We start from the raw sequence: 12,891 nt of genomic DNA, 5'->3' as shown, positions 1-12,891 counted from the left end.
ATGGGACATCTTTCGCTTTTTTTGAAATCGTGGAGTGATCAGCTTTTGCCATCCCAGAGGAAGGCATGCGTTTTTCTCCATCACGGTAGCCGTCCCATTGCCCAAGAGCAGCTTGGGACAAAAAAAGAAAGAGATCATAAACTTTGAATTTCCGCCCAGTGTCAACGTATCCGGCTTCTTTGATGAGAGGAAGCACTTCTTCTTTCGGTATAATTGTTTGCAGAATATTCGAGAACATAGTAGACTTTTTCATGAGGTCGCCTTCTTTCGGATGTTTGTAGGGGTACAAACAGTTTACCGAATGAGCGGCCTTTTTCCCTGCCATTTTATGGATAATCAACAGACCTGTACGAAATACAACTTGAAGTTGTAAAATGGTCTTTTCATTGGCATTAATGATGTATTGTCTTAGCGTCAAATCATACTCGCATAAATAGCTAGATCTTGGAAACTCTAATTCATGAAAGGAGGTTCGAACATGGTTGAGTACACAAATATTCAAGACAATTCCGAAGAAATAATGAACTGCATAGTTAATTGTGACACTAACACCGAGCAAGATCAGAAAAAAATAGATAAAAACCTTTTGAACAGCATCCCGAACGAAGAAGAATATATCGATGAACCTTAATTCGTTAACCGCCTAAGATGGCGGTTTTATTTTTTCGGATGACAAGGAAAATTTCTTGTTCAAATGAGTCGTATCCTTAACATTTCCCTGATCATCTTGGATATCTCATCTACTTCGCGCTTCTCTTCTCCCCCGACCAAACGAATGTAGCAGCCGCGCCTGCAGGAAGCGTATAATTGAACGCTTTGCCTCCCCGCGTCACCTTGAACGATCGGCTCTCCGCAGCAGAATTAAACGCGATAAGCACCTCGGATCCATCTGGATTTCGGAAGGCGACATCCTCGATATTTCCGCTGCCGAGCGTGTTCGAATCGATCCGATAAGCTCCTGCTCTTACAAATTTACTCGCATGCCCGAAAGCATAATACTCCGGGTTATAGGAGATCGCCCCGGTCTTCTGTTCGATTTTCACGAAGCCGCGACAGTTGGGACAGCCTCCGTTCTTGGGCCCGAACGATTCATCAAGGGCCAAATTCCATTTCAGCACCGTCCTTGCCCAATTCCGAGTTGAGCCAATGATAAGGTTCTGCATATCCCATTTCAGGCTGCTTGCGAAATCAGTCATCCATTCTCCGCCCGAGCTCTCCGTGAAGTAAATGTCTTTGTTCGGAAACAAATCGTGCACCTTTTGCTGGCTGGACACTTCGCCTGCATAACCGTGAAACGCCGAGCCAGCAATATATTTGCTTGCTTCCGGATCGACCAGAATCTGTATCGGATAGTAAGGTTCATCCCAGTTGTGATCCCATATCACGATCTTCGTTTCAAGCTTTGCCTTCTCGAAGGCCGGACCCAGATGAGATTTGATAAAATTCGCTTGGTCGGCCGGTTCCATCCTCATCCCCGGATATCCGTCAGGCTCAAAGTGGGGCTCATTCTGCGGTGTTACGGCATCAATCTGCAATCCTTCTGCACCATAGGCCTGAACGAACTTCGTGAAATAATCAGAATAGGCTTGATAAAAGTCCGGATTCAAGCTTCCTTTAATTAAGGAACCTGACGTCTTCATCCAAGCCGGTGCACTCCAGGGAGAGCCCATGATTTTCAAGTCCGGGTTAAGTTCCTTAGCCTTACGCAGAGTCGGAATGATGTAAGCTTTGTCATATTCGATCGTAAAATTCTCCAGCTTCGGATCCGTCTGCCCTTCTGGCATATCATCATATGTATAGCTCTTTAGCGAGAAATCCGTTGCTCCCATCGGAAGCCGCAAATAGCTAATGCCGATGCCTTGCATATGATCGAACAACTTATTCATTAGAACGCTTCTATGCTCAGGACTCAGCTTATTCGCAATTAACCAGGCGGACGAATCCGTCATAGCCGCACCGAAGCCGTCGATCTGCTGATACGCCTTCTCCCCATCGATGACAATGGTAGAATCATTCAATGTGTTGTCCTTTGTCCAAGCCAGAGCTGCCTCTTGATGAAGCAGCTTACTTTGATCGGCTGTGGTGATCCACACGTTAACTGGGCTTTTCGACGAATGAAGATCATACTGAAAAAGGCCGAACATTGTAATTATCACAATGATAATGCCCACCACACTCGGTGTTCGCATTAATTTTCTCATCACTGATCCCACTTAAAAGTAACGGCCGCTTCCCCATCAATGGTATACTCGAACGTCCTTTCACTGATGGCAACAACGATTGTTTTCGGCTTAATCGTTCGGTTTGAAACAATCAATACCTTGGAACCATCCACGTTGGAAAAAGCTACCGTTTCCAAGTCGTCTTCAAACGTATTGGAGTCAATCCGATAAGCGCCCGGACTCACAAACTTACTGATATGGCCAAGGGTGTAGTAATCAAGGTTATACGTTAGCTCTCCTGTCTGCTGATTGATCTTGACTACGCCGCGGCACGTACTGCGCGAAAGGACAGTTGGCCCATTGTTTTCATCCAAAGCTATGTTCCACCAAATAACAGACTTTGACCAGTTTCTTGTCGTGCGGATCACATGCTTCATTTGGTCCATGAACGCGTCGTGGAACGGCGGAATCCACTGCCCTCCAGACGCCTCGGTAAACCAAACATCCTTGTCCGGGAACTGTTCCTTGATCTGTGACATGGCCTCATGGCGTCCTCCATACACGTGCCAAGCGGTACCGGCGACATACTGGTTTGCTTCGGCATCTTCGTATATTTCGCGAGGATGGCCGGGGACGTCCCAGTTATGGTCATAGCACATGATCTTGGTCGGCTGCTTTCTCTTAGCCAGGCGTGGTCCCAAATGTGACTTGATAAACGCGGCTTCCTCTGCCGGCTTCACAATCATACCCGGGTATTCCTTCGGCTCGTAGCCCGGCTCATTTTGCATCGTAACGGCATAGATCGGAATCCCCTCCGCTTCATAGGCATCAAGGAATTTGACGAAATAGTCTGCATAAACCCCGTAGCAATCCGGCTTCAACGTGCCGCCGATCATCGCGTCGGACGTTTTCATCCAGCCTGGTGCGCTCCACGGCGAAGCCATCACCTTGAGCTCAGGGTTAAGCTTCAAAGCCTGATGGATAACAGGTAAAATGTAGCACCGATCGTGATCGATAGAAAACCGCGCAAGCTCATAGTCGCTTTCTCCAGGCTCAACATCGTCATAGCTATAGATCTTCCAAGCGAAATCACTCGCTCCCATCGGCTGACGTAGGAACGAAATCCCAATGCCCTCTTCCCGATCAAATAGCTTCCGCATGAGTTCGTCCCTAAGCTCCTCAGATAAAGCATGTACCACTAGCCAGGCCGAAGCATCGGTAAAAGAAGCTCCAAAGCCGTCCATCTGTTGATAGGTGACCGCCTCGTCAATGGTGATGACGTATTCCGTATTCTCCTTTATGCTTTCAGCGAATTTAATCGATTCCATTTGCGCAAGTTTCTTCGACTCATCAATCGTTGATTGCCATACTTGTATGTTACTCATCCCTGTCAACTCCTCCATAGATTCTAAAAAAACAAGAGGCCTATGACCAGCCGCAGACGATCACGCTGGCAGCTGCCCATTCGACCTCATGCTCTTCAAGTTATTTATTCTTACTTAATGCCTTTTTCATCGTAATAAGCTGTAGCTTGCTTTTTCACATAATCGAGAACTTTATCGATACCTGCTGCTTTCAGCTTTTCCTGGTAAGTCTTGATCGCTTGTTCCACATTCGGTACCAATCCCATCATGAGCGGCTTACCGTATTGGTCGATGACTTGATTGACAGCAGCGTACTCTGTCTTCACTGCATCGTAATCCATAGAAATCGGTGAGAAAATGTCCGGTTTGCTCATCTTGGAGAATTCTTCGTTCAGTTTATCCAGACCATCCCAACCGCCGACGCCTGCTTTCATAAGCGGCTTGTTTCTCCAGCCCCAGTCGGCAATACCGTAGCCTTGGACCTTCGCAGCATCTTGGCTTTTGGAAGGAGTGACAATATTCTTACCGTCGTTAACTAAATCATAGTGGTAGCCCTCAAGGCCATATGTGATCAGGTTATAATACTTCGCATCGGTTCTGATCTTCTCAAGTACCATGAGCGAACGCTCCGGGTTGGCTGCGCTCTTCGGAATCGCCATACCGTTGGCAATACCCATCGTCGGCATAGCGAAGCCTTGCATACGAGTGTACGGGAAGTATCCGATTTCCATCTTCGGATCTTTCTTCTGCACGTCTGTGATGAATCCGGCTGCGCCTGGAGGGTTGCGCCAGTAAACGGCACCCGTGCCCGTCTTGATCAGGTCACCCGCTTCTTGTTTGGAGGAAAGTGTGTTCTTTGACCAGTAGCCTTTGTCCGCCCACTCCTTCATTTTCTTCACCCAAGCCTCATATTCCGGTGTGAATGGGTAAGCGACAATATCTCTAGGACTGTTGTAGTTTTTAGCTACGACAACGCCGCTCTCGCCGCCAATTGTCTGATAGCCTTGAACTGCTGAGAATAAGGTGCTGATTTCGTTCCACGCACTTCCGTTGATCGGGATCACATTCTGTTTATTTTTCTTGACGCCATCCAAATACGCCTCGATCGAAGCGAGATCTTTGATTTCTGGAAGGTTCAACTCTTTTCTCCAGTCCTCGCGGTAAACGATACCGTTCGGCGTGTATTCCGGGTTCGTGTTCGGAACCGCATAAATTTTGCCGCCGATAGTGACGTCACTCCAGTCCTGCGCTGAAACTTGCTTTTGAACCTGAGGCGCGTACTTGGGAAGTAAAGCAGTCAGATCCGTGAATGCACCCTGCTTGGCATACTTGAAGTAGCCTGCCCAAGAAGAAGCGAAGATCATATCAATTTTCTCGCCCGCTGTCAGCAGCAGGTTATATTTGGTTTGCCAATCATTCCACGTGGTGAAATTCAATTTAACGGTTGCGTTCAAGTCCTTCTTCAGCATTTTGTTGAATTCGTCCATAACCTTAGGTGTATCCTTATTGGCGTCACCTACCAAGTACCAAACGAGCTCAACCGATTTTGTAATGTCCGGTCCTGTCGCTGCAGGCGCTGCACTTTGGTTTCCTTCTGTCTTCGCAGGTGTAGTTGCTCCAGGCTTCGTTCCTGTACTGCTGCTGCAACCCGATAAAGCGGTGGCAGCCAGCATGACACCTGCTAGAATAGTTCCGATCTTTCTTTTCAATTATGACTCCTCCTTAAAAGTGGATAAACGATATCTATGTTAGCCGTGAAACCGGTTCTAACCTTTGACTGCACCTATCGTCAGTCCTTTGACGAAATACTTTTGTACAAATGGATACAGAAGCACGATCGGCCCTGTAACGACGACGGCAACTGCCATCTTCAGCGTCTCCGCAGGGGCTTTGAAATTGACGGCAGCCAAGTTGGCGGCTATGTCCGTTCTCAGTACGGCGGCATTCGCCAGAATCTTGTACAAGAAGAACTGCAGCGGAAACTTGCTTTCCGTCGTGATAAAGATGTTGGCGGTGAACCAGTCGTTCCAATAGCCAAGTGCAAGGAACAGGCCAATTGTAGCGAGCCCCGGCGTAGACAATGGCAGGATCAAACGGCTGTAGATCGTAAAGTCGTTTGCACCGTCTATACGAGCCGATTCAACGATGGAGTCCGGGATCGATTTCATAAAGTTCTTCATCAGAATGATATTCCAGGCACTAATCAAGGCGGGAATCAGCATAGCTAAGTAACTGTCTTTCCAATCCAGATACTTAACGATGAGTATGTACCATGGGATCAAGCCCCCGCTGAACAGTGTCGTAAAGTACATGAAGAAGGCGATGGAATTACGGTATTTGAAATCTTTACGGGCAAGCACATAGCCTGCCATGGACGTTAAGAACAAGCCTATGAAAGTGCCAATAACGGTGAGGCAAATGGTCACCCAATAGGCGCGAAATATTTGCTCAGGGTTAGTGAAGACCGCCTTGTAAGCATCGATAGACAGATCATTCGGCCAAAGCTTAAACCCTTCCCCGATAATTTCATTCTCCGACGTAAACGAACCCGAAATAATTAACCAGAACGGCAGCAGGCAGAGTATAGTCAAGAACGCTACCGTTCCATAAGCGATGACCATAAAAGCCATCGTCGCCGAGTCCTTTTTGCGTCTCACGGTACTCCCTCCTAAGCGTTTTGCTTTTGCAAAACTGATTTCGTAAGCAATTCTTTAGAATAATGCGTAATCTTCGCGAACTTTTTTCACAATAAAGTTGACCGTCATCACTAGCAGGAAGCCAAAGAACGATTGGTACAAGCCTGCAGCCGATCCCATTCCAATGTCAAAATTGACCGCTAACGCCCGATACACATACGTATCAATAATGTCCGTTGCATCATACAACATGCCGTTGTTGCCGATAATTTGATAAAACAGGTCAAACTGCCCTTTGAGAATGCCGCCAAGGCTGAAAATGACGAGCAAAATAAAGGTTGGCGTTAAAAGCGGAATCGTGATGTGACGAATTTGTTGAAAAATGTGAGCTCCATCGATTTCCGCTGCTTCGTAGTACTCATCGCTAATGCTCATTATGGCGGCTAAGTAAATAACCGTTCCGTACCCAAGTCCTTTCCAGACATTGAAAAAGACAATGATGTACTTCCACGGCGCCGTATTCAAATAGAAGTCATAAGGCTGCGAACCTAACTGCTTCAACAGTGTGTTGATCACGCCGGTATCGGAGTTGAACAGGTTGAATACGAAAGCACCTACAAGAACCCATGAGATAAAAAACGGTAAAAACATGATGGATTGCGTTGCTTTCTTAAAGTATTTGTTGGCAATCTGGCTCAAGAAGATCGCACAGACCAATTGCAGGAAGTTACCGATGAAAATAAAGGCCAAGTTGTACAAGACCGTATTTTTCGTCAAGTTCCACAGCGTACCCGATTGATACAAAAACTTAAAGTTCATCATACCGATGAATTCACTGCCAAAAATTCCTCCGTCGAAGCTGAACTTCGTGAAGGCCAGATAAATTCCCGCCATAGGAATGTAGCTGAATACGATAAAAAAAAGGATTGCAGGAGTTACCATCAGAAACATGATTTTGTTCCTGGACAATTCCGTCCAGAAGCCTTTTAAAGCCGTCATCGCTTACTCACCTCCGAACTCTTGGATTGTGTTTGTTGTTTGCAAGGCCAATCTTAGGCCTTCTGCCAAGGTTGGGGCAACTATAAATATGCGATCATTATCATTTTTTGCTTCATTACGAATAGCTTTTCTCCGCATCAGATCACTTTTTCCGTTGTTTGGGGCTAACTGATCTCACGCACCTCTTCGTCCTGCAATCTTCCGTTTTTGCGAAAGTCAGCCGGGGTTACACCGTTGATTTTTTTAAATGCTTTGTAGAAATACGGACTGTTTGAGAAGCCTGATTGTTCCGCGATATCCCCAATGGGAAGCTCTGTTGTATGTAATAACGTCCTCGCTTTGTTCATTCTTACTTCAATGATGTAATTCAGAATGGTGTTTAACGTATGTTTCTTGAATAACCGTCCGATATAGGTAGCAGACAAACCCATCTCCTCGGCAATGGTGTCTAGGGAGAGCTCTTGAAACATGTATTTTTGCTGCACAATGGCGATGATCTTACCCACCACTTCGTCGTGCCTTGTATTTTTCTTATCTTCCAGACTTGCTGATACACGCTCGAATACATTGAAGAACGGACGGTACATGTCTTCGACTAGTTCCGCATCATTTAGACCGGAAAGTAGCGCATTGATATTCAAATCCCAGAAGATATCATTATTTTTTTGAATCGTGGAAACTGCGTTGTTCACGGCAAAAGCCAAGTGTGACACAGCCAGATGATACGACATATAGGAATAGCCGGCCGTTTCTTCGACGATCTCGCGGAATATACGAGACGCTTCGGTAATTCGACCCAGCATCAGCTCTTCGATCAGCACCTTCTCTTTGGAAATCGGGTACACATAGGATTTGGCCTTCAATGACTCGATTTGCTCCGCGTAGATCAGACACTCATGTCCGTAGAAAAGCCGATGAAATAAGGCTTCCGTAGCCTGGGTATACAAGCGGCTGACGCTGCGAGCGTCATCACCAGTCGTACTCACAGCAATGGATACGGATACTTTGATGTAGTCCCGCACAGAGGATTGAATTTGACGCCATAGACTCTCTAGCAAGTTACACCCACTTACTGGAGCGGGTTCCCCTATATTCAGCAGTATGGCAATACGATCATCTCCCATATCCACTGCAAAAGATGGACAATAGGCATTCAATAACTCCTGAGCAATGTTCATAATCCCTATCTTGAGCAGGCTTCTGTCACCTACGCTGTACTTCTCTACTAGCTCCCGATAGGCGTCAATTTTCAGCACCGTCACGGAAAAATACTTCTTAGGCTCCAAACGGATTTCATACAACTTGAACTTCGCTTCCAAATCTTGCGGATGACAGCTGCCCGATCCTAACAGCAGATTGCGAACGAGATCTTGCCGCAGCGCCATGGAATGGTTTCTTCGTTCCGTCTCAAGCGTCGTTAGCTTTATTAACTTGCGGTTAACATTCAAGGATAATTTTCGCGAAATCAGGTAGGAAGTTAGAAGTCCAAGAAGTAATATAGCTACTGCGATTGCGATCGTATAAAGCCTCATGTGATTGATACCGCTTGTAATAACGCTGTAAGGGGCAATCCTAATATAACGCCAACCCAGAACATCGGGAGCCGTATACGTCACTAAGGATTTAACCCCATCCACGTCGGAGACGAAATATCCTTCATTTTCGCCGCTTCCGAGTACAACTTGGATGTATGGTTTATGGGTAAGGTCCGTCAACATAGCATTCTTCCAGCTGTTCGTAACGAGAACTGCGCGATCATCGATGATAAATGTATTTCTGTCCGAAGTGGCGATCATGCCGTCGATATTTTTGTGCATCTGCGTTTCGGATATATTAACGATAATGACGTTCTTCTCATCTTTATGGGAAAGAGTGTCGTACAACAAAAAGGTATAACAATCCCGTTCCTTCTCTTGGTTGTTTAGCTTTAGGCTCTCATACGGAATTTTACGCGGGATCGGCATTAACGTCTTGTAATCCGAAACATGCTTAACCATTTGTACGGCTGTCGTATCGTAAAACTCGTTCGATTTCCAGACCGAATTGGCACTGATCTCGGCGCTCGTATAAAACGTATCCGTTTGATAGTTATAAACGTAGATGGAATCGATAAAAAGAGATGTAGCCCGATAGGAGTTCAGTTGAGCCATCGCCGTACTTGTATCGAGAGGATCTCCCGATGAGAAGTAAAGTAATTTAGACACATTCATGTCGTTATAAATTTGTTTAGCAAACGTGCTGGCGTTAACCGCCATGATCGACGCTTCTTGGCTCGTTTGTGCTAGATTATTCAACGTGGAACTGTACGTCTGTTTGAGTGAAATATCTTCAAAATAAACGTGTAGAATTCCCGACAGCATCACAATCGTTAAAGCGATGGTCAACGTAAAAGACCGAAAAATGGAAGCGGAGAATTTCACGTTGGAATTGGACGTTTTTATTTTCAACATCGTCACCTCGTTCATTGAAATCGATTTCATTTAATTATAAACTAGCGTGAAACCGTATTCAATTTGTTTTTGAAAATCTCAATATAGGTGTGCAAACCAACGTTTTTCTTTGTAGGATCGTATTGTTGACATTCTTTGTTGAAATCGATTTCAAACTATTTTATACTTGGTGTAGCAGATCACAAAATGTTTTTACTAAGGATAGAAGGTTGATACTCATGGATATGAAAATTAAAATTATTGACGTCGCCACCAGAGCAGGCGTTGCTCCCGCTACGGTTTCACGCGTTCTCAATGACAGCAGCAAGGTTACGCCTAAAACTCGAGATAAAGTCATGAAAATCATTAACGAGCTCGGTTATCAACCCAATGCCGCTGCAAAAAATCTTCGTTCGCAAAAAACAATGACTATAGGGGTCATCGTTCCGGATATTAGCAACTCCTACTTTTCCGAAGTCATTAAGGGAATTGAGAACATCGCTTATTCCAAGAAATATAAAGTGGTGATTTGCGATACCGAAAATAATGAAGAAAAAGAGCTAGAATTCTTGAATTTGTTAACTACGCGTACCATCGACGGTGTTATTATGGTTGCACCCATGCTTGCTAACGAAGTCATCTTACAAATCGCAGATAATGGGTATGCCATTGGCATTGTTGGAAAGCAGATTGATCATGACCGAATCCCCTGCATTGTAACTGATAATGTGAAATTTTCGATGAAGGTTATCAGCCATCTTGTGGAACTTGGGCATCGAGAAATTGCCTTTATTAACGGCTCTGCCCATGCTGTTGACAGTTATGATCGATTAGAAGGTTATTTGAAAGCATTAAGAGAGCATCACATTCCATTTCGTCCCGAATTAATTGAAATCGGCAACTTTAATGAAACGGGCGGATATGAAGCTATTCATCGACTTTTTGCTAAGAAGATCCCCTTTACTGCCGTCTATTCAGCCAATGACGAGATGGCACTTGGTGTGTATCGGGCATGCTCGGAACTTGGTATCCAAATCCCCATGCAGCTAGCCGTTGTCGGGGTAGATAATAATCGAATCAGTAAATATATCACCCCTCCTTTAAGCACAGTAAATCAGCCGAAGTACACCATGGGTGCTCTTCTCGTCGAGAAATTAATCGACATGATGAATGAGAACGAATATGCGGAGAATCGTGTTTTTAAAGTGGATTCAGAACTGCTGATTCGCGGTTCCTCAGACTTCAAAAAAAATGGACAGGAATCATTGAAATGATCCCCTGCCCATTTTTTTTCGTGTTTTTAAGGTGCGGCGGTTATAACAAATGATTCCCAGGCTCCTCCAACTGCGCTTCTATTGGCAACAAGTGTCCCGGATTCCACATTTAGGTCCGCACATACAAATAAATTATTCGCCATGGCTTGGAACGCCACTGTCCCATCTGGATTCGTCACCTTCTTAAACTTCTCCCAACCGGCAATCCCTTGCGCTCTAGCAATCAATCTGCCGCCTTGGTTGAGATCCGCAGTGACGTATTTATTATTCGCCATCGAGAGGAACGATACCGTGCCGTCCGCATTATTCACCAGAATAAATTTCTCCCAACCACCCACCGTTGTGCGGTTCGGAATAAGCGGACTGGCGCCTGCGTTCTCAGCGGTAACGTAATTGTTATTTGCAACTGCCTTAATGCTGGACGTCCCCGCTAGATTCGAATAAGCTTTGAAGATATTCTGTAGGTTTGTGTTTGCTTGGAAAAAATTTGTTGAGAATTTGGTTAGTTTGGATGATATCGTTGAAGCACTGTCATTGTTAATATCCGGAAATGCATTGCTGTTGTTTTGATATAGGCCCCAATTCCCGCCACCTGTCACTTTATAGGTCCAGTTGGTCCACGAAACACCCAGCGCATCTAACCCCGATAAATATTTTTCCCATAAGTCATTAAATTCCCAAAGTGTGAATTCACCGGCAAAAACCGGAGTATTCCAATTCTGTTGATGCCAAATGATATCGGTAAACCATTGATTCACACTTGCTGATTGGCTATTATAATCCGTGTTGCTCCAATTGTAGTTGTGCACTTCATAGACGACATTCGTCCAACCATAAGTAGATGGCGAGACAATATTGTTCCAGTAGCCAAAGGCTTCCACATAAATCATGTGATCCGGGTCAATAGCACGTACTGCCTGGTAAAGCCGGTCATACATCTGACTAATAGACAGGCTGCTATTATTACTAACCGGTTCGTTCAAGAGGTCGTAGCCGGCTATTGTCGGATTACCTTTATAATGAGTTGCTAGACGCTGCCAAATTTGCACGGTCCAAGCCTGATAGGTTGTGTTGGTCCATAGTTCATTGACACCGTCTCGTCCGCCGCTCTGCCAACCATCATCATTACCTGGGACTCCATGCAAATCGAGAAGTACATAAATGCCTCGCTGCTGTGCTTGCGTTACTAGCCAATCAAGCTTACGGAACGAGACAGCATCTGATTTCATTGAACCATCTCGATTCATCAAGTTTTCCCAATAAATCGGAACGCGAACGAAGTTCAAACCCATATTCTTGATGTTATCCAAATCGCTTGCCTGAATCCACGTATCTTGGTACCCAGCAATAATGCTGTCCGTAGTCGCCGCTCCGAATCGATTGGTCAACGTTTGGCGTACTGTCCATTCGTCAACGCCCCCTAAAGGCGCCATCCAATTCTCTTCAAGAAGCCAACCGCCTAGGTTCGTTCCATGCAGATTAACAACGCTGCCTGAGCCATTATTGTTTTTAATAACTGTACCGCTCGTTTTTAGGAAATCACTGGCGCCGATTGCTGCACGAGCAGTGGTCGGGTTAGCAGTAATCAGCAATCCGAATGAAAAACAAAAAACCAACAGAAGAGATAATACTTTCTTAAAATTCATAGTAATCCTCCTTTTGAGTTCAAATCTTGGAAATTGCGCACAAAGGATATCCGCTGGCAAACATCACGATCGCTTCCTCCTTATCCTTCACTCGATCTCTGTACATCACCTCCATTATGAATTCATTCATGATAGGGCTTTCCTTTCTATGAAAAAAAGAATGATTCGTCCACCTTCCTCTGAAATTCTTGGTGGTTAGTCATTCCCTGTTCTCATCTGCCTTCATTTCCTAAAATGAAATCGATTTTATTTTGAAATGTAAATTAGTTATTGATTTCTTTATAAATCCAATTGCTGATTTTTATTATCCCTTTATTTGGATATTATATGAGAAAATGAAATCGATTTCAACGAAATATTTTAACACGACTCCTTAAAGGC

Annotated in this window: 9 protein-coding genes and 1 pseudogene; 2 read left to right on the top strand and 8 right to left on the bottom strand. The window is 45.0% G+C overall.

What is annotated here, in order from left to right:
- Nucleotides 1–253, bottom strand: a pseudogene (locus tag G519_RS51690) (IS4 family transposase); the annotation flags it as partial.
- Between the two features lie 225 nt (nucleotides 254–478).
- Here G519_RS51690 and G519_RS50495 point away from each other — a divergent pair.
- Nucleotides 479–631, top strand: a complete 153-nt coding sequence (locus tag G519_RS50495) for a hypothetical protein (RefSeq protein WP_154669613.1) — start codon at nucleotides 479–481, stop codon at nucleotides 629–631.
- A gap of 109 nt (nucleotides 632–740) precedes the next feature.
- On the opposite strand, the gene G519_RS0125650 is transcribed toward G519_RS50495, so the two are convergent.
- From G519_RS0125650 to G519_RS0125625, 6 genes are all read right to left on the bottom strand, one after another.
- Nucleotides 741–2,201 carry a glycoside hydrolase family 30 protein gene (locus tag G519_RS0125650; RefSeq protein WP_244280219.1) on the bottom strand — a complete coding sequence of 487 codons (1,461 nt, stop codon included), beginning with the start codon at nucleotides 2,199–2,201 and terminating at the stop codon, nucleotides 741–743.
- Nucleotides 2,201–3,547, bottom strand: a complete 1,347-nt coding sequence (locus tag G519_RS0125645; RefSeq protein WP_029197126.1) for a glycoside hydrolase family 30 protein — start codon at nucleotides 3,545–3,547, stop codon at nucleotides 2,201–2,203. Before G519_RS0125645 ends, G519_RS0125650 begins: the two co-directional genes overlap by 1 nt.
- 110 nt (nucleotides 3,548–3,657) lie before the next feature.
- Nucleotides 3,658–5,235 (bottom strand): extracellular solute-binding protein, encoded by a 1,578-nt coding sequence (locus tag G519_RS0125640; RefSeq protein ID WP_029197125.1) that lies wholly within the window; start codon nucleotides 5,233–5,235, stop codon nucleotides 3,658–3,660.
- Nucleotides 5,236–5,292: 57 nt separating this feature from the next.
- Nucleotides 5,293–6,183 (bottom strand): carbohydrate ABC transporter permease, encoded by an 891-nt coding sequence (locus tag G519_RS0125635; protein ID WP_029197124.1) that lies wholly within the window; start codon nucleotides 6,181–6,183, stop codon nucleotides 5,293–5,295.
- Nucleotides 6,184–6,237: 54 nt separating this feature from the next.
- Nucleotides 6,238–7,161: an ABC transporter permease gene (locus tag G519_RS0125630; protein WP_029197123.1), complete on the bottom strand. Its 924-nt coding sequence runs from the start codon at nucleotides 7,159–7,161 to the stop codon at nucleotides 6,238–6,240.
- 164 nt (nucleotides 7,162–7,325) lie between these two features.
- Nucleotides 7,326–9,611: a helix-turn-helix domain-containing protein gene (locus G519_RS0125625; RefSeq protein WP_029197122.1), complete on the bottom strand. Its 2,286-nt coding sequence runs from the start codon at nucleotides 9,609–9,611 to the stop codon at nucleotides 7,326–7,328.
- A gap of 224 nt (nucleotides 9,612–9,835) precedes the next feature.
- Here G519_RS0125625 and G519_RS0125620 point away from each other — a divergent pair, with 224 nt between their 5' ends.
- On the top strand, nucleotides 9,836–10,864 hold the full coding sequence (locus G519_RS0125620; RefSeq protein WP_029197121.1) for a LacI family DNA-binding transcriptional regulator: 1,029 nt from the start codon (nucleotides 9,836–9,838) through the stop codon (nucleotides 10,862–10,864).
- 26 nt (nucleotides 10,865–10,890) lie between these two features.
- On the opposite strand, the gene G519_RS0125615 is transcribed toward G519_RS0125620, so the two are convergent.
- Nucleotides 10,891–12,510 carry a cellulase family glycosylhydrolase gene (locus G519_RS0125615; RefSeq protein WP_029197120.1) on the bottom strand — a complete coding sequence of 540 codons (1,620 nt, stop codon included), beginning with the start codon at nucleotides 12,508–12,510 and terminating at the stop codon, nucleotides 10,891–10,893.
- Between the last annotated feature and the right edge of the window lie 381 nt (nucleotides 12,511–12,891).

It is taken from the genome of Paenibacillus alginolyticus DSM 5050 = NBRC 15375 (assembly GCF_000422905.1).
Classification (GTDB): domain Bacteria; phylum Bacillota; class Bacilli; order Paenibacillales; family NBRC-103111; genus Paenibacillus_E; species Paenibacillus_E alginolyticus.
This window is presented reverse-complemented; position numbering and strand designations above follow the sequence as displayed.

Coding starts and splice junctions, on each gene's coding strand:
- G519_RS50495 (WP_154669613.1), top strand. CDS start 479: ATGGTTGAGTACACAAATATTCAAGACAATTCCGAAGAAATAATGAAC.
- G519_RS0125625 (WP_029197122.1), bottom strand. CDS start 9,611: ATGTTGAAAATAAAAACGTCCAATTCCAACGTGAAATTCTCCGCTTCC.
- G519_RS0125620 (WP_029197121.1), top strand. CDS start 9,836: ATGAAAATTAAAATTATTGACGTCGCCACCAGAGCAGGCGTTGCTCCC.
- G519_RS0125615 (WP_029197120.1), bottom strand. CDS start 12,510: ATGAATTTTAAGAAAGTATTATCTCTTCTGTTGGTTTTTTGTTTTTCA.
- G519_RS0125650 (WP_244280219.1), bottom strand. CDS start 2,201: ATGAGAAAATTAATGCGAACACCGAGTGTGGTGGGCATTATCATTGTG.
- G519_RS0125645 (WP_029197126.1), bottom strand. CDS start 3,547: ATGAGTAACATACAAGTATGGCAATCAACGATTGATGAGTCGAAGAAA.
- G519_RS0125630 (WP_029197123.1), bottom strand. CDS start 7,161: ATGACGGCTTTAAAAGGCTTCTGGACGGAATTGTCCAGGAACAAAATC.